Source organism: Hansschlegelia sp. (genome assembly GCF_035538955.1).
Taxonomy (GTDB): domain Bacteria; phylum Pseudomonadota; class Alphaproteobacteria; order Rhizobiales; family Methylopilaceae; genus Methylopila.
On record NZ_DATLJK010000010.1, the window covers coordinates 98,993 to 121,467 of the forward strand.

At 69.0% G+C, this 22,475-nt stretch carries 24 protein-coding genes; 15 read left to right on the forward strand and 9 right to left on the reverse strand.

Features of this window, described 5'->3' with window-relative positions:
- Positions 1-140: 140 nt before the first annotated feature.
- A complete protein-coding gene (locus VM780_RS06780; protein WP_325446425.1) occupies positions 141-875 on the forward strand; it encodes a cytochrome c biogenesis CcdA family protein in 735 nt (244 codons plus the stop codon).
- Positions 876-1,154: 279 nt separating this feature from the next.
- On the opposite strand, the gene VM780_RS06785 is transcribed toward VM780_RS06780, so the two are convergent.
- The 6 genes from VM780_RS06785 to VM780_RS06810 form a co-directional block, all read right to left on the reverse strand.
- The gene (locus VM780_RS06785) at positions 1,155-2,255 is read right to left on the reverse strand and encodes a branched-chain amino acid ABC transporter substrate-binding protein (protein ID WP_325446427.1); all 1,101 of its coding nucleotides are present in this window, start codon (positions 2,253-2,255) and stop codon (positions 1,155-1,157) included.
- Between the two features lie 61 nt (positions 2,256-2,316).
- Positions 2,317-2,673, reverse strand: a complete 357-nt coding sequence (locus VM780_RS06790) for a DUF6867 family protein (protein WP_325446429.1) — start codon at positions 2,671-2,673, stop codon at positions 2,317-2,319.
- A 175-nt stretch (positions 2,674-2,848) separates the two neighbouring features.
- Complete coding sequence (locus tag VM780_RS06795; RefSeq protein WP_325446755.1) at positions 2,849-3,559, reverse strand: ABC transporter ATP-binding protein; 711 nt, start codon at positions 3,557-3,559, stop codon at positions 2,849-2,851.
- 8 nt (positions 3,560-3,567) lie between these two features.
- Positions 3,568-4,452, reverse strand: a complete 885-nt coding sequence (locus VM780_RS06800) for an ABC transporter ATP-binding protein (RefSeq protein ID WP_325446431.1) — start codon at positions 4,450-4,452, stop codon at positions 3,568-3,570.
- On the reverse strand, positions 4,449-5,759 hold the full coding sequence (livM, locus tag VM780_RS06805; RefSeq protein ID WP_325446433.1) for a high-affinity branched-chain amino acid ABC transporter permease LivM: 1,311 nt from the start codon (positions 5,757-5,759) through the stop codon (positions 4,449-4,451). Before livM ends, VM780_RS06800 begins: the two co-directional genes overlap by 4 nt.
- Positions 5,760-5,766: 7 nt before the next feature.
- The gene (locus VM780_RS06810; RefSeq protein WP_325446435.1) at positions 5,767-6,684 is read right to left on the reverse strand and encodes an ABC transporter permease subunit; all 918 of its coding nucleotides are present in this window, start codon (positions 6,682-6,684) and stop codon (positions 5,767-5,769) included.
- Between the two features lie 312 nt (positions 6,685-6,996).
- Here VM780_RS06810 and VM780_RS06815 point away from each other — a divergent pair, with 312 nt between their 5' ends.
- The 5 genes from VM780_RS06815 to VM780_RS06835 all read left to right on the forward strand — a co-directional run bounded on the left by VM780_RS06815 (position 6,997) and on the right by VM780_RS06835 (position 12,094).
- Positions 6,997-7,854, forward strand: a complete 858-nt coding sequence (locus tag VM780_RS06815) for a penicillin-binding transpeptidase domain-containing protein (RefSeq protein WP_325446437.1) — start codon at positions 6,997-6,999, stop codon at positions 7,852-7,854.
- Positions 7,855-7,924: 70 nt separating this feature from the next.
- On the forward strand, positions 7,925-8,233 hold the full coding sequence (locus VM780_RS06820; RefSeq protein ID WP_325446439.1) for an XdhC family protein: 309 nt from the start codon (positions 7,925-7,927) through the stop codon (positions 8,231-8,233).
- A complete protein-coding gene (locus tag VM780_RS06825) occupies positions 8,230-8,916 on the forward strand; it encodes an XdhC family protein (protein ID WP_325446441.1) in 687 nt (228 codons plus the stop codon). Before VM780_RS06820 ends, VM780_RS06825 begins: the two co-directional genes overlap by 4 nt.
- On the forward strand, positions 8,913-10,523 hold the full coding sequence (locus tag VM780_RS06830; protein ID WP_325446443.1) for a molybdopterin-binding/glycosyltransferase family 2 protein: 1,611 nt from the start codon (positions 8,913-8,915) through the stop codon (positions 10,521-10,523). Before VM780_RS06825 ends, VM780_RS06830 begins: the two co-directional genes overlap by 4 nt.
- Before the next feature lie 32 nt (positions 10,524-10,555).
- Entirely contained in the window at positions 10,556-12,094 is a 1,539-nt protein-coding gene (locus VM780_RS06835; RefSeq protein ID WP_325446445.1) for a cryptochrome/photolyase family protein, read from the forward strand.
- Positions 12,095-12,104: 10 nt separating this feature from the next.
- Here the strand turns inward: VM780_RS06835 and VM780_RS06840 are convergent, their stop codons facing one another.
- Positions 12,105-12,575 carry a DUF488 domain-containing protein gene (locus VM780_RS06840; protein WP_325446447.1) on the reverse strand — a complete coding sequence of 157 codons (471 nt, stop codon included), beginning with the start codon at positions 12,573-12,575 and terminating at the stop codon, positions 12,105-12,107.
- The gene (locus VM780_RS06845; protein WP_325446449.1) at positions 12,572-13,087 is read right to left on the reverse strand and encodes a hypothetical protein; all 516 of its coding nucleotides are present in this window, start codon (positions 13,085-13,087) and stop codon (positions 12,572-12,574) included. The genes VM780_RS06840 and VM780_RS06845 overlap by 4 nt, the downstream gene beginning before the upstream one ends.
- Positions 13,088-13,321: 234 nt before the next feature.
- Here VM780_RS06845 and VM780_RS06850 point away from each other — a divergent pair, with 234 nt between their 5' ends.
- The 6 genes from VM780_RS06850 to msrP all read left to right on the forward strand — a co-directional run bounded on the left by VM780_RS06850 (position 13,322) and on the right by msrP (position 18,115).
- The gene (locus VM780_RS06850; RefSeq protein ID WP_325446451.1) at positions 13,322-13,627 is read left to right on the forward strand and encodes an usg protein; all 306 of its coding nucleotides are present in this window, start codon (positions 13,322-13,324) and stop codon (positions 13,625-13,627) included.
- Positions 13,628-13,807: 180 nt separating this feature from the next.
- Entirely contained in the window at positions 13,808-14,728 is a 921-nt protein-coding gene (locus VM780_RS06855; RefSeq protein ID WP_325446453.1) for an NAD(P)-dependent oxidoreductase, read from the forward strand.
- A gap of 54 nt (positions 14,729-14,782) precedes the next feature.
- On the forward strand, positions 14,783-15,142 hold the full coding sequence (locus VM780_RS06860; RefSeq protein WP_325446455.1) for a DMT family protein: 360 nt from the start codon (positions 14,783-14,785) through the stop codon (positions 15,140-15,142).
- Positions 15,143-15,213: 71 nt separating this feature from the next.
- Positions 15,214-16,416, forward strand: coding sequence for a pyridoxal phosphate-dependent aminotransferase (locus tag VM780_RS06865; RefSeq protein ID WP_325446457.1), 1,203 nt, complete (start codon positions 15,214-15,216; stop codon positions 16,414-16,416).
- A gap of 70 nt (positions 16,417-16,486) precedes the next feature.
- Positions 16,487-17,017 (forward strand): DUF992 domain-containing protein, encoded by a 531-nt coding sequence (locus VM780_RS06870; protein ID WP_325446459.1) that lies wholly within the window; start codon positions 16,487-16,489, stop codon positions 17,015-17,017.
- A 108-nt stretch (positions 17,018-17,125) separates the two neighbouring features.
- The gene (gene msrP, locus VM780_RS06875) at positions 17,126-18,115 is read left to right on the forward strand and encodes a protein-methionine-sulfoxide reductase catalytic subunit MsrP (RefSeq protein WP_325446462.1); all 990 of its coding nucleotides are present in this window, start codon (positions 17,126-17,128) and stop codon (positions 18,113-18,115) included.
- Here msrP and VM780_RS06880 read toward each other — a convergent pair.
- Positions 18,079-18,564 (reverse strand): hypothetical protein, encoded by a 486-nt coding sequence (locus VM780_RS06880; protein ID WP_325446464.1) that lies wholly within the window; start codon positions 18,562-18,564, stop codon positions 18,079-18,081. The genes msrP and VM780_RS06880 overlap by 37 nt on opposite strands.
- Positions 18,565-20,897: 2,333 nt before the next feature.
- On the opposite strand from VM780_RS06880, the gene VM780_RS06885 reads away from it, so the two are divergent.
- The 3 genes from VM780_RS06885 (at position 20,898) to VM780_RS06895 (ending at position 22,459) form a co-directional block, all read left to right on the forward strand.
- Positions 20,898-21,197 carry a hypothetical protein gene (locus tag VM780_RS06885; RefSeq protein WP_325446466.1) on the forward strand — a complete coding sequence of 100 codons (300 nt, stop codon included), beginning with the start codon at positions 20,898-20,900 and terminating at the stop codon, positions 21,195-21,197.
- A gap of 200 nt (positions 21,198-21,397) precedes the next feature.
- On the forward strand, positions 21,398-21,580 hold the full coding sequence (locus VM780_RS06890; RefSeq protein ID WP_325446468.1) for a hypothetical protein: 183 nt from the start codon (positions 21,398-21,400) through the stop codon (positions 21,578-21,580).
- 105 nt (positions 21,581-21,685) lie between these two features.
- Positions 21,686-22,459 carry an SDR family NAD(P)-dependent oxidoreductase gene (locus VM780_RS06895; RefSeq protein ID WP_325446470.1) on the forward strand — a complete coding sequence of 258 codons (774 nt, stop codon included), beginning with the start codon at positions 21,686-21,688 and terminating at the stop codon, positions 22,457-22,459.
- Positions 22,460-22,475 lie beyond the last annotated feature (16 nt).

Below are 22,475 nucleotides of genomic sequence, written 5' to 3' on the forward strand. Positions count from 1 at the left end.
GCACGGGCGCAGCTTCGGGGTAAGCGTCAAGGCGCGCCTCTCGGCGCCATCACATCCCCTTGCGCGCGCTTCCATCGCCGCACGCCCCGCGGTAAGCCGCCCGCGCGCGCCGCGTAAAAATCTGGCGCGGGGAGCGGCGCATGGTGTCCAACGTCACGCTGCCGGCGGTCTTCGGCGCCGGCGCCCTGAGCTTCCTGAGCCCCTGCGTGCTGCCGCTGGTGCCGCCCTATCTGTGCTACCTCGCAGGCGCCACGCTCGAGGACCTGATCGGCGGCGACGCGCCGCGCCGGGCGGTGGCGCGCACGCTCGGCGCCGCGCTGCTGTTCGTCGCGGGGTTTGCGACCGTGTTCGTCGCGCTCGGCGCGACGGCCTCGGCAGTCGGCGGGCTGCTGCTGCAGAACGCGCCGCTGCTCGCGACCCTCGCGGGGCTCGCCATCATCGTGATGGGGCTGCACTTCCTCGGCGCCTTCCGCATCCCGTTCCTGATGCGCGATACGCGGGTCGAGGTGGAAAAGCCGGTCGGGCTGTGGGGCGCCTATGTGATGGGGCTCGCCTTCGCGTTCGGCTGGACGCCCTGCATCGGCCCGGTGCTGGCCGCGGTGCTGGCGGTGGCGGCCTCGGAGGCGACGGTCGCCCGCGGCGCGGGGCTGCTCGCGGTCTACGCCGCAGGCCTCGGTCTGCCCTTCGTGATCGCGGCGCTCGCCATGAAGCCCTTTGTGGGGTTTCTCAAGCGCTTCCGCAGCCATCTTGGGACGGTCGAGAAGGTGATGGGCGGCCTGCTGGTGCTGACCGGGATCGCGTTCCTCGCCGGCTGGACCTCGACGGTGTCGTTCTGGCTGCTGCAGACCTTTCCGGGCCTGGCGACGCTGGGGTGAGCCTGTCTTTCCCTCCCTCGCAGAGGGGAGGGTGGACGGGCGAAGCCCGGCCGGGTGGGGTGGGTTCAGGAAGAGGGGCCTGAACCTCAACCGTCATGCCCGGGCTTGACCCGGGCATCCACGACTTGGGTCGTGGGTTCGGCGGCGAAGGAAGTCGTGGATGCCCGCGAAGGCGGGCTGACGAGGATGGAGCCCTATGCCCGAAGGCCCCACCCGACCCTTCGCTCGCGCGAAGGGCCACCCTCCCCACGGCTTCGCCGCGAGGAGGGGTAAGGGGGCTCACATCTGGCTGTAGCCGCCGTCCTTGAACTCGTAGAACACGAAGCCCGCGATGGTCGGGTCGCCCTTGTCGTCGAACTTCAGGTCGCCGATCACGGTCTTGAAGTCCTGCTTGTTCATCTCCGCCGAGACGGCCTCGCCCTCGGCCGACTTCGCGGCGTTGGCGGCCGCGGCCCAGATCTGCAGCGCGGCGTAGCTGTAGAGCGTGAAGCCTTCGGGGACGATCTTCTTGTCCTTGAACTTCTGCACGATCGCGCCGGCGGCCGGCGACTTGGTCTGGTCCGGCGGGAAGGTGAACATGGTGCCTTCGCCGCCCTTGCCGGTGATGCCGAGGAACTCGGTCGACTGCAGCGCGTCGCCGCCCATCAGCTTGGCCTGCAGGCCCTGGTCGCGCATCTGGCGCACAATCAGGCCGGCCTGCTGGTAGTAGCCGCCGAAATAGACGACGTCGACATTGGCCTGCTTGAGCTTGGAGACCAGCGCCGAATAGTCCTTCTCGCCGGGGGTGATCGCCTCATACATGACTTCCTTGCCGCCGCCTTCGCGGAAGGTCTTCAGCGTCTCGTCGGCGAGGCCCTTGCCGTAGGAGGACTTGTCGTGGACGACCGCGACCTTCTTGTCCTTGAAGTTGTCGAGCAGATATTTGCCGCCGATGGCGCCCTGCTGGTCGTCGCGGCCGCACACGCGGTAGATGGTCGGTCCGGGGCGCTTGTCGGTGAAGGCCGGGTTGGTGGAGGCCGGCGAGATCTCGACGATGCCTTCCTCCGCGTAGACCGAGGAGGCCGGGATCGACGAGCCCGAGCAGTAGTGGCCGATCACCACCTTGGCGCCTTCAGAGACCAGCTGGTTGGCGACGTTGACGGCCTGCTTGGGGTCGCAGGCGTCGTCGCCGACCTTGACCACCAGCTTCTCGCCATTGACGCCGCCGGCGGCGTTGATGTCCTCCACCGCCTGCTCGACGCCGTTGCGGATCTGGCCGCCGAACACGGCGTTCTCGCCCGTCATGGGGCCTGCGACGCCGACCACGACATCCGCATAGGCGGGCCCTGCGAGCGCCACCGCGAGACCGAGGCCGATGGCGGTTCCGAGATGTCGTTTCATGCCGAGTGTCCCTTCGAGCGCGCTGTCGAGAAGCCATTGTTGGCGCGTCGCGCCGCGTCTGTCACGCCGCGCCTCCGCGGTCGCGCCGCCGCCAGCCGAACGGCCCGGCGCGCTCGTAGAGCCAGCCATATTGGCGGGCCATGCGGCGGGCGAGCGTCATGCGGTGGCCGGCGAGCGCGAAGGCTACGAGGATCACGAGATCGACGACGAAATAATGCAGCGTCAGCAGGCTGCCTGAGAACAGCGCGTAGTGGATGAAGCGCACGGCGGCGGCGAGCGGGACCATCCACACAGCCGCCTTCCAGGCCGGCTCCCACGAGCCAGCGAGCGCGCGCCCCGCAAGCCACGCAGCGCCGCCGCCGAGGATCAAGGTGACGAAGCCGAACTCGGCGAGCGAAATCTCCCAGATCAGGCCCATGGGGCGCTCCGGACGCGCGAGCCTTTCTTCACCTCTCCCCAGTGGGGAGAGGTCGGCGCGTAGCGCCGGGTGAGGGGGTTTCGTGATCCAAGACAGGCCCTCACCCGCTTCGGCTTCGCCTCGCGACCTCTCCCCGCCGGGGAGAGGTGAAGACCCGCGCCTCCGCGGGGCGCCCTCACCGGCCGCCCTCCAGATAGGCGGCGCGCACCTCGGGCCGCTCCAGAAGCTCCCGCCCGGCGCCGCTCATGGTGATCTGGCCGTTGACCATGACGTAGCCGCGATGGGCGAGCTTGAGGCCGTGATAGGCGTTCTGCTCGACCAGGAACACCGTCAGCCCCTCGGACCGGTTGAGCTCGCGGACCACCGAGAAGATCTGCTTGGCGATCAGCGGCGCGAGCCCCAGCGAGGGCTCGTCGAGCAGCAGCAGGCGCGGCCGGCTCATCAGCGCGCGGGCGATCGCCAGCATCTGCTGCTCGCCGCCCGAAAGCGTGCCGCCGCGCTGGTTCTGCCGGTCCCTGAGCCGGGGGAAGATGTCGAAGACGCGGCGCAGATCCTCGTCGAAATGCGCGAATTTGGTCACCGCCGCGCCCATCTGGAGGTTCTCCAGCACGGTCATGCGCGGGAAGATGCGGCGGCCCTCGGGCGACTGCGCGATCTTGAGCCGCGCGATCTCGTAGGTCGGCAGATGCGTGATGTCGCGGCCGTCGAACAGGATCGCGCCGCTGCGGGCCCGCGGCGCGCCGAAGATCGTCATCATCAGCGTCGACTTGCCGGCGCCGTTGGCGCCGATCAGCGTGACGATCTCGCCGGCCGGCACGTCGATGTCGACGCCCTTCAGCGCCGCGATCGCGCCGTAATAGGCCGTGACGCCCCGGAGCGAGAGCATGGTTCCGCTCACGCCTCGCTCTCCTCGGCGATGCGCTCGATCTCCTGCTCGACCTTTTCCACCTCCTCGTCCTCGACCCCGAGATAGGCGGCGATCACCTTCGGGTCGTCGCGCACCTCGGCAGGCGAGCCGTCGGAGATCTTCTTGCCGTAGTCGAGCACCACGACGTGATCGGAGATTTCCATCACCACGCTCATGTCGTGCTCGATCAGCAGCACGGCCACGCCCTCGTCGCGGATCGAGCGCAGCAGCGCGTTCAGCTCGGCGCTCTCGCGCGGGTTCAGGCCGGCGGCCGGCTCGTCGAGGCACAGCAGCACCGGGTCGGTGCACATCGCGCGCGCGATCTCAAGGCGGCGCTGGTCGCCATAGGGCAGGTCCGCCGCGGGATCGTCGGCGCGGTCGAGGAGGCCGATGCGCTCGAGCCACGCCTTGGCCTTGGCGATCGCCGCCCGTTCGGCGCGGCCATAGCCGCCGATGCCGAGCACGCCGAGCAGCGTCATGCCGGAGGCTCGCATCAGCGGCGCGTGCTGCGCGACCAGAAGATTTTCGAGCAGCGTCATGCCGCCGAACAGCCGGATGTTCTGGAAGGTGCGGGCGACGCCCGCGGCGCGCGAGATCTGATGGTCGCGCAGCCGCTCCAGCAGCCAGGCCTCGCCGTCCGGCTTACGCAGCGTCAGCCGCCCGACGGTCGGCTTGTAGAAGCCGGTGATGCAGTTGAACACGGTGGTCTTGCCGGCCCCGTTAGGTCCGATCAGCGCAGTGATCTCGTCGCGCCGGACCTCGAAAGAGACGTCGTCGACCGCCACCAGCCCGCCGAACCGCATCGTCAGATGCTCGACGCGCAGCAGCACGTCGGGCGGCAGTTCCGGCGCGTCGAGCGGCCTGACGGTCATCCATGGCCCTCCTGCACCAGGGCGCCGGAGATCGCCTTCTTCTCCTTGAGGAACACCGAAGGCGAGCGGGACGACACCAGCCCGCGCGGCCGCCACACCATGATGCCAACCATCACGGCTCCGAACACGATCATCCGGTAGTCCTTGAACTCGCGGAACAGCTCGAAGCCGCCGATCATCACCACGGCCGCAATGGCGACGCCGATCTGCGAGCCCATGCCGCCCAGCACCACGATCGCGAGGATCAGCGCGCTCTCCATGAACACGAAGCTCTCGGGGCTGATGAAGCCCTGCCGGGTGGCGAAGAAGGAGCCCGCGAAGCCGGCGAACATGGCGCCGAGCGCGAAGGCGGTGAGCTTGGTGTTGACCGTGTTGATGCCAAGCGACCGGCAGGCGATCTCGTCCTCGCGCAGCGCCTCCCAGGCGCGGCCGATCGGCAGGCGGCGGAGCCGGATCGTCACGAAGTTGGTGATCAGCGCGAGCGTCAGGATCAGGTAGTAGAGGAAGATGATGCGGTGCAGCCCGGAAAACTTCAGCCCGAAGGTCGCCGCGAAGCCGCCGGGGCCGGGCGTGAAGTCGAGGCCGAAGAAGCTCGGCCGCGGAATCCCGCCGATGCCGTTCGGGCCGCCGGTGAACCAATACCAGTTGAGCAGGACGATCCGGATGATCTCGCCGAAGGCGAGCGTCACGATCGCCAGATAGTCGCCGCGCAGCCTGAGCACCGGAAAGCCCAGAAGCACGCCCCAGAAGGCGGCCAGAATGCCGGCGAGCGGCAGGCAGACCCAGAAGGACAGGCCGAAATACTGCGCGAGAAGCGCGTAGGAGTAGGCGCCGACCGCGTAGAAAGCGACGTAGCCCAGGTCGAGCAGCCCCGCGAGCCCGACCACGATGTTGAGACCCCAGCCGAGCATCACATAGGTCAGCACCAGGATCGCGAGATCGACCGTGTAGCGCTCGACGCCGGGCAGGAAGGGCAGGGCGATCGCCATCGCGATCGCGATCGGGCCCAGCCATCGGGCGAGCTTCGCCAGCGTCGCCTCGACGCGCGGCGGCACGAAGCTCGCCGATCGCCGGGCGCCGGGCCGCCAGATCGTCAGGTTGAGGGCGAAGCGGCCGAGGAAGACGACCGCGACCGCGATCGCCACCCGCTGCCAGTGCGGGTCCAGTCTGAGCCCGTCGGGCCCCTGGACCGTGACCAGCCCCATCATGGGCGCGGCCAGCCCGAGCGCCACGAGCGCCGTGATCAGCGCGTCGCGAAGGGCGGCTGCGAGCGGATGACTGGGCTGGGCCGGCGCGGTGTCCGCCACGAGCCGCTCAGACCTTCTCGACTTCCGGCCTGCCGAGCAGACCGGAGGGCAGGAAGATCAGCACGATCACCAGAATCGAGAACGCCGCGACGTCCTTGTACTCGACCGAGAAATAGGCGGACCACAGGGTCTCGATCAGGCCGATCAGCAGGCCGCCCAGCATGGCGCCGGGCAGCGACCCGATGCCTCCGAGGACCGCGGCCGTGAAGGCTTTCACCCCGGCCACGAAGCCGATGTAGAAGTCTGCGACGCCGTAATAGAGCAGGTACATGAGCCCCGCCACGGAGGCGAGCGCCGCGCCCATCACGAAGGTGAGCGAGATCGTGCGGTCGACGTCGACCCCGAGCAGCGCGGCCATCTTGCTGTCCTGCTCGCAGGCGCGCTGCGCGCGGCCGAGCGGGGTTTTGGCGACGATCAGCCAGAAGCCGAGCATCGACACGATCGTCGTCAGCACGATGATCACCTGCACGTTCGAGATGTTCACGATGAAGCCGTCGGCCCCGTCCGACTGCCAGAAATAGCCCGGCACCACCGGCGGCAGCGGCTTGACGCGCGCCCCCTGGGCGACCTGGACGTAGTTCTGGAGAAAGATCGACATGCCGATGGCCGAGATCAGCGGCGCAAGCCGGAACGAGCCGCGCAGCGGCCGGTAGGCGATGCGTTCCACAGTCCAGCCATAGAGCGCCGTCAAAGCCATCGCCAGGACCAGCACGATCAGCAGCGCCAGAGGGGCGAAGGCCACGCCTAGCGCCGCGAGCGCCAGATAAATGATCAGCGCCAGGAACGCGCCGACCATGAAAATGTCGCCATGAGCGAAATTGATCATGCCGACGATGCCGTAGACCATCGTGTAGCCGATCGCGATGAGCCCGTAGATGGAACCGAGCGTTACGCCGTTGATCAGTTGCTGCGCGAAATACTCCATCCGCTGATGTCGCCTCGCTCGCGTTTCTGGCGTCCGTTCCGCCTGTCGAACCAAAGGCGGCGCCCCTTCTGTGGGCGAGCACGGTTCGAAGGCAGTCTTTAGCAAGGGCAGCGGCTCGCGACAACGCGCCGGACCGGCCGACGGCGCGGTCCGGCGGCGGCGAAAAGTCAGCGGGAGGCGGCGCTTCCCGTGGTCCTCATGGGCGCTATCTATTCCGGTTTACCTGAAGGCGCACGGCGTATCCGGGCGGGTTCCGGCTGCGGGCGCGTCGGAGGAGCGGATGCGAAGTCGTCGACCGGGGATCAGGGGCGTATGACGGCGACCACGCTTGAACAGCATGGCCAGGGGAGCACGGGCATAGGGGGATTTCGTCACGTCGGTAGGGCTTCCTCGGCCGCGCTGAGCCTCGTGCTCGCCGCGACCTCCATGGCGCGCGCGCAGACGCCGCCCGATCTGGAGTCCGCGTTTTCAAACGTCTTCGCCGGGGCCACCGCGTGCGTCGCGATTCGCGACGTGGCGCCCGGGGCCGCGGCGGTGAGTGCGGGCGGGCTGACCTGCGATCGCCGCCGGCCGCCCTGCGCGACCTTCGAAATTCCCGCGAGCGTCATCGCCCTGGACCGGGGCGTCGTCGCGGACGCGGGGGCGCCGGTCAAACGCAGCTCGCCGCTCAAGGACGATCCGCCCGACGGGGTGAGCCTGCGGAACGCGTTCCGCACGGGAGCGTCCTGGGTCTATGAGGAGGTGTCGCGGCGGGTCGGCTCCGACGCCTTCGCCAAGGCGCTCGCGGCGATGCGCTACGGCAACGCCGATTCGGGCGGCCCGGTGGAGCGGCTCGGCCGCGGCGACAGCCCCGAAGGGCTCGCGCTCAACGCCGTCGAGCAGGTCGAGTTTCTCGCCCGCCTAAAACGCGGCGAGCTTCCGACGTCGGCCGAATCGCAGGCGCGGACGGTCGAGATCGTGCCGGCCGAGAGGTGGGGGGACGCCAACGTCGCCCTCAAGAGCGGCGCGTGCGACGACGCCGCCTGGACGGTCGGCTGGGTCGACCGGAACGGCCGGAGCACGGTGTTAGCGGCGGTCGAAAGCGGCAGGCCGAACATGACCGCCGACGACGCTCTCAACAAGGCGAAGCAGCTCATCATTGAGATGGGACTCGCGCCGCCGCCGCGCTGAGGCGGCCGCGGCCCGTCATTGTGCGCGCCAGGCCGAAGACCTATCTCGGCCTCGCAGCACGGAGGCACGCATGGATCTTCTCTCGACCGCCGAAGAGTGGGTCCGCGAAGGGCGCGGCGTTGCGCTCGCGACCGTCGTGGAGACCTGGGGATCGGCCCCCCGCCCGGTCGGCAGCCATCTGGTGATCGACGCCGGCGGCGACTTCCAGGGCTCCGTGTCGGGCGGCTGCGTCGAGGGCGCGGTGGTGAGCGAGGCCGCCGAGGTCATCGCCTCCGGCAAGCCGCGGCTGCTCGAATTCGGGGTCGCGGACGAGACCGCCTGGCGCGTCGGGCTGTCCTGCGGCGGCCGCATCAAAGTTTTCGTCGAGAAGGTCGCATGAGGCTGGACCTTCTGAGTGCGCTCAACGCAGCGCGCGCGGCGCGGCGGCCGGCGGTGGTGGCGACGGCGCTCGACACCGACGAGCAGCGGCTGGTGCTCGACCCTGCCGGCGATCCGCTGGAGGAAGCCATCACGCGCGCGCTGACGTCCGCCAGGAGCGGCGTCGTCGAGGATGCGGCCGGGCGCGCGGTGTTCCTCAACGTTCATGTGCCGCCGCCGCGCCTGGTGCTGACCGGCGCGGTCCACATCGCGCAGACGCTGGCGCCGCTCGCCGCGTCGCTCGGCTACGAGGTCGCGATCGTCGACCCGCGCACCGCCTTTGCGACGCCCGAGCGTTTTCCCGCGGTGGAGCTCAGGGCCGAATGGCCGGAGACGGCGCTGCCCGACCTCGGCCTCGACGCGTTCACCGCTTTCGCGGCGCTGAGCCATGATCCGAAGATCGACGATCCGGGGCTGGCCGAGGCGCTCGGCCGGGGCTGCTTCTATGTCGGCGCGCTGGGCTCCCGCCGCACGCACGCCGCGCGGCTCGAACGGCTGAAGGCGCAGGGCGTCACGCCGGCTGCGCTGGAGCGGATCCGCGCCCCGATCGGTCTTGCGATCGGGGCCTCGTCGCCCGCCGAGATCGCGGTCTCGATCATGGCGGAGATCACCGCGGTGCTGCGCCGGGCGGAGCTCGGCCGGTGAAATTCGGACCGGTTCAGGTTTCGCGGGCCGAGGGCTGCGTCGCCGCGCATGCGCTGCGGCTTTCGGGCTATGTGCTGAAGAAGGGCGCGCGCATCACGGCCGCCGACGTGGCGGCGCTCGAGCGCGGCGGGGTGCGCGAGGTCGTCGTGGCCGAAATGGCCTCTGGCGACGTCGCCGAGGACGCTGCCGCCGAACGCATCGCCGCCGCCTTGGTCGGACCCGGCCTGCGCGCCGACCGGGCCTTCACCGGCCGCGCCAACATCTTCGCCGAGCGTCCCGGCGTGCTGCTGGTCGACCGCGGCGGCGTCGACGCGCTCAACGACATCGACGAGGCCGTGACGCTCGCCACCCTCGCCGAGCACGCCGCCATGCCGCGCGGCGCGATGGCCGCGACCGTGAAGATCATCCCGTTCGCGCTGCCGGAGGACCTCGTCGCCCGCGCCGAGCAGCTTGCCCGCGCGCGCGGGCCGCTGATCCGCCTTGCGCCGTTCGAGGTCAGGCGGGCGGCGGCGATATCGACGCTGCTGCCGGGGCTCGATCCGAAGGTGGTCGACAAGACAATCGCGGTGCTGCAGCGGCGGCTTGCCCCCGCAGGCGCGAAGCTCGTCGCCGAGCGCCGCGTCCCGCATGACGAACGCAGCCTCGTCCGCAGCCTGAACGAGGTGGCGCTCGAAAGGCCGGAAATCATCATCGTGTTCGGCGCGTCCGCCATCACCGACCGGCGCGACGTGATCCCTGCGGCGCTCGAGGCCGCGGGCGGCGCGATTCGGCGGCTCGGCATGCCGGTCGATCCGGGCAATCTGCTGCTGCTCGGCGACCTCCACGGGACGCCGGTGCTCGGCGCGCCCGGCTGCGCGCGCAGTCCGAAGGAGAACGGCTTCGACTGGATCCTCAACCGGCTGCTGGCGAAGCTTCCGGTCGACGGCCGCGACATCAGCCGGATGGGCGTCGGAGGGCTGCTGATGGAGATCACCGCGCGCCCGCAACCGCGCCAGGAGCGCGATCTTCCGCGCGCTCCGAAGGTCGCGGCGGTCGTGCTGGCGGCAGGGCGGTCCACCCGCATGGGCGGACCGAACAAGCTGCTCGAGACCGTGCAGGGCAGGCCGCTCGTCCGCCACGCGGTCGAGGCGGCGCTCGCAGGCGGGCTTTCGGAGGTCGTGGTGGTGACCGGCCACCAGAGAGCGGCCGTCGAGGTGGCGCTGTCGGGGCTGCCGGTCCGCTTCGTGCCGAACCCGAACTTCGCCGAAGGGCTCTCCACCTCGCTGCGCGCCGGGCTCGAGGCGCTGCCGGCTTCGGTCGACGGGGCGCTCGTGCTGCTCGGCGACATGCCGCTTGTGAGGCCTGCGCTGCTCGCCCGCCTCGTCGCTGTGTTCGATCCGGCCGGCGGCGCGCATGTCGTCGCGCCGGTCCGCGACGGCCGGCGCGGCAATCCGGTGCTGTGGGGTCGCCGCTTCTTCGCCGCTCTGTGCGCGATCGAGGGCGACGCCGGCGGGCGCCATCTGCTCGCCGAGCAGAGCGACGCCGCCCGCGAGGTCGAGGCGGATGATGGCGCGCTGATCGATGTCGACACGCCCGAGGCGCTTGCGGCGGTCCGGGAGCGCGGGTGAGACGAACGCCGATCTCGCGCGTATAGCGCGGGATGACCACGCTGCGCCTCGTCCTCGCGGACCAACTCACCCGCGACGTCGCCTCGCTCAGAGGGCTCGACCCGAAGACCGACGTCGTCCTGATGGCGGAGGTGATGGAGGAGGCGAGCTATGTCCGCCATCACAAGCAGAAGCTGGTCTTCCTGTTCGCCGCCATGCGGCGCTTCGCGGCCGAGCTCCGCGACGAGGGCGTGCGGGTCGATTACGTCACGCTCGAGGATCCCCAAAACACCGGCTCGCTCGGCGGCGAGGTCGGGCGCGCCGTCGGGCGCCACGGCGCCCGGCTGCTGATCCTCACCGAGCCGGGCGAATGGCGCGTGCTCGAGATGATGCATGATTGGCGCGAGCGGCTCGCCTGCGACGTCGTGCTGCGCGAGGACGACCGCTTCCTCTGCTCGCGCGCCGATTTCGAGGCTTGGGCCGGCGACCGCCGCGCGCTGCGGATGGAGTTCTTCTACCGGGAGATGCGCCGCAGGACCGGCCTGCTAATGGATGGCGAAGCGCCGGCCGGCGGCCAGTGGAACTACGACGTCGAGAACCGCAAGCGGCTGCCGAAGAACGCCAGGATCCCGGATCGCCTGCGCTTCGCGCCGGACCAGGCGACGCGCGAGGTCATGGAATTGGTGGAGCGGCTGTTCCCGGACAATTTCGGGACGCTCCATGACTTTGGCTGGGCGACGAGCCGCGCCGACGCGCTGAAGGCGCTGCGCCATTTCGTGTCGCTCGCGCTGCCGGCCTTCGGGGACTACCAGGACGCCATGAAGGCTGGCGGCCCCTTCATCTTCCACGGACTGATCTCGCCCTATCTGAACGCCGGCCTGCTGGGCCCCCGCGAGGTCTGCGACATGGCCGTCCAGGCCTACGAGCAGGGGCGGGCGCCGCTCAACGCGGTCGAGGGCTTTGTCAGACAGATCATCGGCTGGCGCGAATATGTCCGTGGCGTCTACTGGCTGAGAATGCCGGATTACGGCGAAACCAATCACCTTTCCGCCGACCGCAGGCTGCCGGACCTCTACTGGACGGCCAAGACCGACATGAACTGCCTCGCGCATTGCGTCGCCGACACCCGCGACCACGCCTATGCGCACCACATCCAGCGCCTGATGGTGCTTGGCAATTTCGCGCTGCTGGCGGGCGTGCGTCCGCGGGAGGTGCAGGACTGGTTCCTGCTGGTTTACGCCGACGCCTATGAGTGGGTGGAGCTTCCGAACGTCCAGGGCATGGCGCTGTTCGCCGATGGCGGCGTGATGGCGTCGAAGCCCTATGCGGCCTCCGGCGCCTATATCGACCGGATGTCGGACTATTGCGGCTCGTGCCGCTACGACGTGAAGCTGAAGTCCGGCGAAGACGCCTGCCCGTTCAACTATCTCTACTGGGACTTTCTCATCCGGAACGAGCCGCGCCTGCGCGGCGCCAACCGCCTCGCCATGCCGTACCGAACGCTCGATCGCATGGATGACCGCCGCAAGGCCGAAATCCGACGCGACGCCAAAGCCTTCCTGGACGACTTGCCGGCCACCTACGAAGGCTGAGCGCGGCCGCTCAGGGTCGCTCGAACGTCGCCGGCAGCGGGTGCAGATGTTCGATTGCGACGTTCGCGTCCGTCGCCTCGATGCGTTCGGCGATCATCAGCCGGTGGCAGTGTTCGGGCTCGCGCTCGAAGCACAGGAGGCAAAGCTTCCGTCCGGTGCGGACGAACTGCTTCAGCGCCGCAAGCTCTTCCTTTGCGGCCTCGGTCTCCAGATGGGCGGCGAAGATGCGACGCATGTCGTCGTGCCGCCCGGAGCGCGCCGCGGCGCGCCCCTCCGCCGGCGTCCCGAGCGCGCGCATGTGGAGGTAGCCGACGCCCCGCTCCTCGAGCCCCGCCGCAAGCGACCGCTTCGAAAAGCCGGGCCGGCGGGAGTTCGCCACCGCGCGCACGTCGACCAGCGTCTCGACGCCGGCCGTCGTGAGCGCATCTGCCAGAGCGCCGGGCGTCGCGCCCTCATATCCGATCGTGAAGAGACGGCTCATCTGATCTTGCAGGCCCAGATCTTTTGCACCTTGGCGGCGAACCGGACGGCCGGGTAGCCGTCGTAGAAGCCCGGGATCACGAAGGCGCCTTCGCCCGAGGGCGGGACGAGACCCGTTCCGGTGAACCCGACGTCGTTGAGATCAAGGTTCTGGGCCGACACATCGATCTTCGTCAACACGCGGTCCGGGAAGGGGTTCTTGGCGTCCCAGATGAACACGTTCGACTGCATGTAGAAGGACGGGCTCGCCGCCCGGACTTTTCGGAGTTCGTCGGTCGTCAGCAGTTCCGCTTTGCAGTTCGCCGCCTTGTCCAGCAGGCCGTCGCGCTCCAGCACGCCGCGGGCCTTGTCCTCGCAGGTCTGGCGGCAGGCCAGCGCCGCGTCCTTGATCTCGATGTCGCTGGCTGTGGCGGCGATCTGCGCGTTTACGCAGTCCCGCAGGCAGCTCTGCGCCGCCGCAACCCCGGGGAAGGCCGCGAGCGCGAGCACCAGGATCAGACGCTTGAGGGTCATTGGGACGAGCTTCCTCGAAGGCTGGACGTTGAGCATCCTGTCATACGCCCGAGGGGTCTGGGCAGATCCTCCCCGTCGCCGCGAAGCGGCTGGCAGCAGTTCGGCCAAAGGGCTGCCAAATTATTGAAGTTAAAGACCTATTAGCTTCTGGGGATTGTCATGGATGAGGGTCGCGTAACACACTGACTTTGCGGCGCTTCGGCAACCGCGCCGCGAGGCGAAGGAGCATGGCCGATGAGCGAGTCCGAGTTCCAGAAGGCAGGCGTCCGGCGGGCGAGCGCCGATTTCGAGCTTCAGATGCAGGGCTATGGGCTGATCACTGCGGAGATCCTCTACCGCATGCCCGATTACCCGAAGCTGCTGCAGTCCTTCCTCTGGCAGGAATACGATCGGGCGCCGGAGTTTCCGGTGCTGCGGCGGTTCCTGGAGTGGTGGCGCAAGGAGATCGAGGGAGTGGTGCACTCGGTGCGGGTGGGGCACAAGGCGCTGATCGGCCCGGCGGATTTCCAGCCGGTGCGGGCCGAGTTCCGGCTCCATTGAGATCGCTCTCGGGCGAACCGAGCCCGGGAACCGGGGCCGCGTCATCGCCTGACCGGCCCTGACCGGCGCCGCGCGACGTCGTCGGGGGGGTAAGCGCCGGCGCAGAGACATGGCTTTCATGTCACCTTGCGCCCGCACGGGCGCAGCGGTAACGCGCCAGCCTTCTCCCCGGAGTCCGCCATGACGTCCGTTCGACCCCGCATCGGTTTCCTCGGCGTCGGCCTCATGGGCGCGCCGATGGCGCGCCGCCTGCTCGGGGCCGGCTTCGAGGTGATCGCCTGGAGCCGCACCGCCGAGAAGGCGAGGGCGCTCGGCGCCGACGGCGCCGCGGTCGCTGCCTCGGCGGCCGAGGCCGCCGCAGCCTCCGACGTGCTCATCACCATGCTGGCCGACGGGCCTGCGGTCGCCGAGACGCTGTTCGGCGCAGGCGCCGCGGCGGCCGCGCTGAAGCCGGGCAGCCTCGTGATCGACATGAGCTCGATCCCGCCGTCGCTCGCGCGCGACCACGCCGCGCGCCTCGCCGGGCACGGCGTCGCCCATCTCGACGCGCCGGTCTCGGGCGGCACGCGGGGGGCTGCGGCCGGCGCGCTCGCCATCATGGTCGGCGGCGACGAGGCCGCCTTCGAGCGCGCGAGGCCGGTTTTCGAGCCGCTCGGCCGCGCGGTCCGCGTCGGCCCGGCCGGCGCCGGCCAGTTCGCCAAGCTCGCCAATCAGGTGATCGTCGGCGTGACGATCGGCGCGGTGTCGGAGGCGCTGCTGCTGGCCGCCGCCGGCGGCGCCGATCCGGCCGCCGTGCGCGAGGCGATCCGCGGCGGCTTCGCCGAGAGCCGCATCCTGGAGGAGCACGGCCGCCGGATGCTCGAGCGCGACTTCCGGCCGGGCGGGATGGTGGCCACGCAGGTCAAGGACCTCGACACCGCGCTCGCCGCCGCCGCCGAGGCCGGCGTGAGGCTGCCGCTGTCGCAGGACGTGCGCGACCGCTTCGTCGAGCTGCGCGACAGGCTCGGCGCCGGCGGCTACGATCACTCCGCATTGCTGCTCCAGCTCGAGGCCGCCGCGGGCAAGCGGCTGACCGACCGTCCCGACGTCGCGCCCGGCTAGTCGGGCCGCCCGACGTCCCTTCGCGCTTCTCTCCACCCGCTCTGCAGGGTCCCCATGCCGAACCTGTTGTCGCCTGCGCTCGCGCCGCTCGTCCTTCTGCTGTGCTCCAACGTCTTCATGACCTTCGCCTGGTACGGCCACCTCAAGTTCAAAGGCGCGCCGCTCTGGGCCGCGATCCTCGCAAGCTGGGGCATCGCGCTGATCGAATACTGCTTCGCCGTGCCAGCGAACCGGATCGGCAGCGCGGTCTATTCGGGCGCCGAGCTCAAGGCGATGCAGGAGGTGATCACGCTCAGCGTGTTCGCCGTCTTCTCGGTCGCCTATCTGGGCGAGCGGCTGACGGTGAACCACATCGTCGGCTTCGCGCTGATCGCGGCGGGCGCGTTCTTCGTCTTCAAGGGGCCGCTGCGCTGAGCCGTTCCGGGTTGCGCGGCGCGGGCCGGGCGACATAGGGTCCCGGCGAAAATCCAGCCCCGGAGCCCGCAATGGCCTTCCTCGCCGACGCGCTGTCGCGCGTAAAGCCGTCCGCCACCATCGCGGTCACGCAGAAGGCGCGTGACCTCAAGGCGGCAGGCCGCGACGTCATTTCGCTCGGCGCCGGCGAGCCCGACTTCGACACGCCGCAGAACATCAAGGACGCGGCGATCGACGCGATCCGGCGCGGCGAGACCAAATACCCGCCGGTCGCCGGCATCGCGCCGCTGCGCGAGGCGATCGCGCAGAAGTTCAAGCGCGAGAACGGGCTCGACTACCGGCCGTCGCAGACCATCGTGGCGACCGGCGGAAAGCAGATTCTCTACAACGCCTTCGTGGCGACGCTTAATCCCGGCGACGAGGTGATCGTGCCGGCGCCGTACTGGGTGAGCTACCCCGAGATGGTCGCGCTCAACGGCGGCACGCCGGTGATCGTCGACACCCGGATCGAGCATGGCTTCAAGCTGCGCGCCGAGGACCTCGAGGCGGCGATCACGCCGCGCACCAAATGGGTGCTGCTGAACTCGCCCTCGAACCCCTCGGGAGCGGCCTATTCGCGCGCCGAGATCAAGGCGCTGACCGACGTGCTGCTGCGCCACGAGCATGTCTGGGTGCTGACCGACGACATGTATGAGCACCTGGTGTTCGGCGGCTTCGAATTCACCACGCCGGCCCAGGTCGAGCCGGCGCTCTACGACCGCACGCTGACCATGAACGGCGTCTCCAAGGCCTATTGCATGACCGGCTGGCGCATCGGCTACGCGGCGGGGCCGGACAAGCTGATCCGGGCGATGGAGATGGTGCAGGGCCAACAGACCTCCGGCGCCTGCTCGATCGCGCAGTGGGCGGCGCTCGAGGCGCTGTCGGGTCCACAGGACTTCCTGACCGGGTTCCGCGAGGCGTTCGAGCGGCGACGCGACCTCGTGGTGTCGATGCTGAACCAGGCGCGCGGCCTGTCCTGCCCGACCCCGGAGGGCGCGTTCTACGTCTACCCGTCCTGCGCCGGCGCGCTCGGCCGCGCCACCGGCTCGGGCAAGACCATCGAGACCGACGAGGACTTCGTCTCCGAGCTGCTCGAGGCCGAGGGCGTCGCGGTGGTGCACGGCTCGGCCTTCGGGCTCGGCCCGAACTTCCGGATCTCCTATGCGGCGGCCGACGAGACGCTGGAGGAGGCCTGCCGCCGCATCCAGCGGTTTTGCGCGGAACTGCGCTGACGCCGTCGAACGAAAGCCGCAGTTCGGACGTTCGGTGGTCGCGGGGACGACTCTCGGGAGACCCACCACCATGCACGCATTGCTCAAGGCCGGCCTCGTCGCGGCCGGCTGCCTCGCCTCCGGCGCGGCGCTCGCCGCCGATCTCGGCCACCCCTCGGTCACGATCTCGAAGCATCGCCACTATTACGCGCCGGTCTCGGGCTACCAGATCGGCACGCTGACCTGCGAGACGCCGGGATCGATCGGCTATGTGGTCGGCTCGCGCCGCGAACTGTCCTGCGTCTACCGGCCGGCCGCCGGCCGCAACGCGGTCGACCTCTATATGGGCCACATCAACAAGATCGGCGTCGACGTCGGCGCGACCGGTCCCGGCGTGCTCGCCTGGGCGGTGGTGGCGCATTCGCGCGACCTCGGGCCGGGCGACCTCGCCGGCAAATATCGCGGCGCCTCGGCGAGCGCGGCGGCGCTGATCGGCGCCGGGGCGAACGTCCTGGTCGGCGGCTCCGACGCCACCATCTCGCTGCAGCCGCTCAGCCTCGAGGGCCAGACGGGCCTGTCGGTCGCCGCCGGCTACTCGTCGCTGACCCTCAATCCGATCTGATCCCGCGCCCCCTCGCGGGCTTGTGACGACGTGATGCGGCCGGAGGCGTAACCTCCGGCCGTTTTCGTCCGTAGAGCCTGGCGACGAACCCGTTTCGCGGAGAAGACCATGCTCATCCGACGCGTCCCGTCCTGGGCGATCCCCGAGTCCGAGGCGACGCCCGAGCATGTCTGGCTGAACCGGCGAAGCTTCATGGCCGCGGCGGGCCTTGCCGGCGCGGGCCTTGCGGCGTCGCCGGCGAGCGCCTTCTTCGGCTTCGGCGAGAAGAAGCCCGCCGCCCCGCAGCCGCCGGACCCCTCGGCCGGGCTCTACCCGGTGAAGCGCAACCCGGCCTACACGCTCGACCGGCCGGTGACGCCGGAATCCTACAATCTCGGCTACAACAACTATTACGACTTCAACACCTCGAAGAGCGTCGCCGAGGACGCCCAGGCGCTGCCGATCAGGCCGTGGACCATCAAGGTCGGCGGCATGGTCGAAAAGCCGTTCGAGATCGGCGTCGACGACCTGCTGAAGAAGCTGCCGCCCGAAGAGCGGCTCTACCGGCACCGCTGCGTCGAGGCCTGGTCGATGGCGCTGCCGTGGTCCGGCATCCCGCTCAAGGACTTCGTCGCGATGGCGAAGCCGCTCGGCTCGGCCAAATACGTGGTGATGAAGACCTTCCTCAACCCGGACGTCGCGCCCGGCCAGGCGAGTCCGCTGTTCGACTGGCCCTACACCGAGGGCCTGACCATGGCGGAGGCGACCAGCGACCTCGCCTTTCTGGCGACCGGCGCCTATGGCAAGCCGCTCGCCCGCCAGATGGGCGCGCCGATCCGCCTCGCCGTGCCGTGGAAATACGGCTTCAAATCCGTCAAGGCGATCGTCAGCGTCGACTTCACCGACAAGCGCCCGAAGACGCTGTGGGCGGTCGCCGGCCCCGGCGAATACGGTTTTTGGGCCAATGTGAACCCGGAAGTCGCCCATCCGCGCTGGAGCCAGGCGAGCGAGCGCGTGCTGGGTTCCAACGAGATGCGGCCGACGCTGCTGTTCAACGGCTACGCCGAGCAGGTCGCCGGCCTCTACAAATGGCTCGGCAACGAGGAACTGTACCGCTGAGCCTTGCGGCGCGCCGCGCTCCTGCGTCTGCGTGCCGGGCCGGGGAGCGGCGCCTCCTCGGGCTGGACCGCGCGGCCGCCGGCCGCGAGGCCGCGCCGCAGCCCTTCGAGGTCGAGCTTGTCGCGCTGCTCGATCAAGCAGGCGCAGCCGAGATCGGCCTGACAGAACCCCGCGCGCCGGCAGCAGGCCGACAGGCAGGCGCGCCACAGCCCATAGGCGTCCGACAGCTTTTTGCGCGCCGTGAGGCCTTCGGCGGGCGCGGCCGGCATGCCGACCCTGCGCGTCGGCGCGGCGGGAGGGCAGGGCGCGGCCGCGACGCGGCCATAGGCGGGCGGCGCGGAATCCTCGTCCGGCGGCGCCGGCGGGGCGACGGGGACAGCCGCCGGGACGCGCCGCGTCGTGACCGGGGCGGCGGGCCTCGGCCAGACGGAGTTCGGAACCAGCGCCATATCGACCTCCTTCGCGCGCCACGCCTGTTGTCCCGCCCTGCGACAGGCGCGGCGGGAGTTCTGCACCTCTCCCCAGCGGGGAGAGGTCGCGAGGCGTAAGCCTCGCGGGTGAGGGGGGCTCTCGCCCCAAAAAAACCGCCTGCTCCCCCCTCACCCGCCATCGCTGGCGCGATGTCGACCTCTCCCCGCCGGGGAGAGGTGGGCGCCGCGCCTGTCGTCCCGCCGCCGCGCCCGGTTTTGTGACAGGCGCGGCGGGAGTTCTTCACCTCTCCTCAGCGGGGAGAGGTCGCGAGGCGAAGCCTCGCGGGTGAGGGGGCCTTTCGCCCCAAAAACCGCCCGCTCCCCCTCACCCGCCATCGCTGCGCGATGTCGACCTCTCCCCGCCGGGGAGAGGTGAGCGCCGCGCCTACGTCCCGCCTCCGCGCCCCATCCTGCGAAAGGCGCGGCGGCGGGAGTTCTTCACCTCTCCCCCGCGGGGGAGAGGTCGGCCCGCAGGGCCGGGTGAGGGCCCTTTTTTGCCCCCGAGAAAACCGTCTCCAGCCCAAGCGTCTCCGTCTCCCGCGGAGACATCCGCGTGAGGGGAAACAGGGGAGGCGCAGGGCGCCGGGCCACCGCATCTGACATTTCAATGCCGGTCGCCCGGCGCCCCACGCACGGCGTCTTGTCGACGGCCGGGGGGATCGCGCTCCGGTCGCGGGCGGCCCGCAGCCCCTTGCGGGGTCGGTCCCTTTGCGGCCTCCGGACTTGAGGCTTCCGAAGAAGCCCCGAACCGACAAGGCCATCCCGCGCCTTAAGGCGCTCGAAGGCGCGGCCCCGTCCTAGTGCGGGGCGGGCGCTCGCGTCCTCGCCGGATGAGAAAAGACAAAACTCCTCAGCCGGAGAGCCCAGGCCGACGTCCCGAGCCGCGAAGGTCCGGCCTCCGCGCCGCAGGCGCCGCCCTCACATCCCGCGCGAACGGCCGGTCCGGACGCGCCTCCCCGCGGGAGAAGGTCCTCTGAACATGCACGAGGGAAGGGGAGGCGTCAAGGAAAAAATACCTAGATCCCCATGTGGCGGTCGAATAGGTAAGCTTGCAGCGATCGCCCAACAGGCTGATCACCGGGAAAGCGGGCGGAGTGAGACGACCTACCGCGACGGAAAAGGATTTCTATCTTCAGGTGCGGGGGTCGACAACGAGCCGCGTTGAATGGGGGATCGAGGCGCATTTGGAGGCGCCGGGCGACTTGCAACAATAGTTCGGTATGCTGGAGCTCCTAGCCACGCTAAGAATCTTACGGTCGCAATAACTAGCTGAAGATTTCCCATAACTGATTCAATGATATTTATCTCGTACGACGTGTTGTTTTGTCTAATGGGTGTTGATCCTCCGACTATAAAATATATATGCTCTCGAGGCATATCGAGGAGTGCGGGTGGATAATACATCTTGTATTCTCTAAGCCTTTCATACCCAATTACCGCGCAAGCATAGGAATGGCAGACCTTGCCGATCATATGAGCGAGAGCCGAAACATCAGGCTCAATTACAAATAGGGGAATGAATCCAAGTTTTTCTCTTAGAATTTTGGCGCCATGATCATCATGGTGTATCCACCACTCCAGTGGTGCAGACGCGATCCGTCTATTTTGTTCGGGCGTCAGGAACATCCCGGGTCGCGAAAGTTTCGGAAGAAATAGGGTCTTAGGGTACTCGTCTGGAGAGATTTCTACAGCTCTGAAGCTATTGTCTGATCCGATGAATTCGTAACATTTAAGCGGATAATTTCGTTTTCGCCCTCGCCGGTTCGGGAACTGCATCCTTGATCGGAATCCGCCCATATAATCCTTTAGAACGATGTTTTCTATTCTTCCCGTTTTTTCCGCGCAGTCTCTGCAGCTTGCCTCTGGTAGTTCGTGTCTGCCAAGTAGGCCAAAGGGTACTATATGCTCGGAACTCAGTTTGCCTTCTGCGGAATCGCAATAGATGCAGCGGTTTACCGGAGGGTAGATATGTTTAGGATGCGAAACCTTCATTGAGGAAAGCCCCTCAGTGGAAAAAAGGTTAGCAGCGTAAAAGTGACAAGGCGAAGCGCCGGGGAGGCGCGCTCCGTCGGGCCCCTCCACTCCGCGCAAGGCTAAGCAAGAGTCGGTGAAAGCTAAAGCAGCAAAGTCGATGCGGGCGAAGGCTATGCCGGGAAGTCACCTTCTGAACGAAAGCGTTGTGATCACTGCACGCGTCCCACTAGCTTCGCACGGCTGTGGCTCCGGCCCCGGAACCCTCCCCATCGCTCTGCGTTGGCCCCTCTGAAGGGCAACACGCTGCGCGGGCCCATGGGCCCGCCGGGAGGACGAAAATGACGCTGAAGAATCTCGACATGATGCGCCGCATGAAGCGGCTCGGGCCGGCGGCGCTGGTGGCTGCGGCGCTCGCGGCGAGCGGGGCTGCGCAGGCGCAGACCACCACCATCACCACCGACACGCCTTCGGTCGCGACCGAGCATCGCGAAACCACCATCAAGAGCCATGACGCCGGCGACGCGACGGTCGAGAAGCGCAAGACCGTCACCGAGCACAGCGACGGCACCGTCACCAAGAAGACCACCACGACCGCCGAGCCGGACACCACGACCAAGACCACGATCGAGGCGCGCTGACGCCACGCTCCCGGCCCGCGCACGAGTTTTGCGCGGGCCGGTGAGCCTTTGATCAGCACAAGGTCTTTTTAGGCAAATTTCCGGAAGTTTTTCGTCAAATAGGCTTCTGTTGGTGGAATCGAGGGGAGCCGCCTGGTTTCTGCCGGCTGTTCCAACCGGCCAAACCCATGTTCCGCATCGACTGACAGTTCCCGAGCGGCGTGAGCGTGCGGGCCGCGACGCCTGCGGCCGCGCTCGCGGTGCTGCAGCGCTATGCCCGCGCCGGCTACATCGCCGCGACGGTGCAGACCCGCGCCGGCCAAGCGATCGCGATCGAGGCGCTGAAGGAGCTCGCCGCCCGCCGGCGCCCCGGCGGTCCGCCCACGCTGCCGCCGCAGGACTGAGGCGGCGCAGGGCTTTTGCGTGGACCTGATCGGCGGCTTTGGGCTCGCCTTCGGGGCCCGAGGGCGCTAGGGGAGGGCTGACCCCAGATCCCGGAGCCCCGCGCGATGTCCTACGGCATGCTCGACCCCAAAAGCCTCACCGTGTTCGTCACCGGCGCGACCTCCGGCTTCGGCGAGGCGATCGCCCGCCGCTTCGTCGGCGCCGGCGCCAGGGTGGTGGGCACGGGCCGGCGCATGGAGCGGCTGGAGAAGCTCAAGGCCGAGCTCGGCGAGGCGCTGCATGTCGCCGAGCTCGACGTGCGCGACTACGCGGCGACCGAAAAGCTGCTGGCCGAGCTGCCGGAGGCGTTTTCGGGCGTCAACGTGGTGGCGGCGAACGCCGGTCTGGCGCTCGGCCTCGGCCCCGCCGACACGGTCGACCTCGCCGACTGGCACACGATGATCGACACCAACGTCACCGGCTTCGTGAACACCGTACGGGCGACCCTGCCGGGCATGATCGCGCGCGGCCGCGGCCATGTGTTCGGCCTCGGCTCGGTGGCGGGCGACTACCCTTACCCCGGCGGCAACACCTATGCGGGCACCAAGGCCTTCGTGAAACAGTTTTTGCTCGCGCTGCGCTCCGACATGCTCGGCAAGAACGTGCGGGTGACGAACATCGAGCCCGGCATGGTCGAGACCGAGTTCTCGCTGGTCCGCTTCAAGGGCGACGAGGGCAAGGCGGCGGACGTCTACGCCAACATGCGCGGCATGACGGCCAACGACGTCGCCGAGACGATCTTCTGGTGCGCGACGCTGCCCGAGCACGTCAACATCAACCGCCTGCAGGTGATGCCGACCGACCAGGCGTTCGGGCCGTTCGCGGTGCACCGCGGCTGAGGCCGCGAAAACGCGC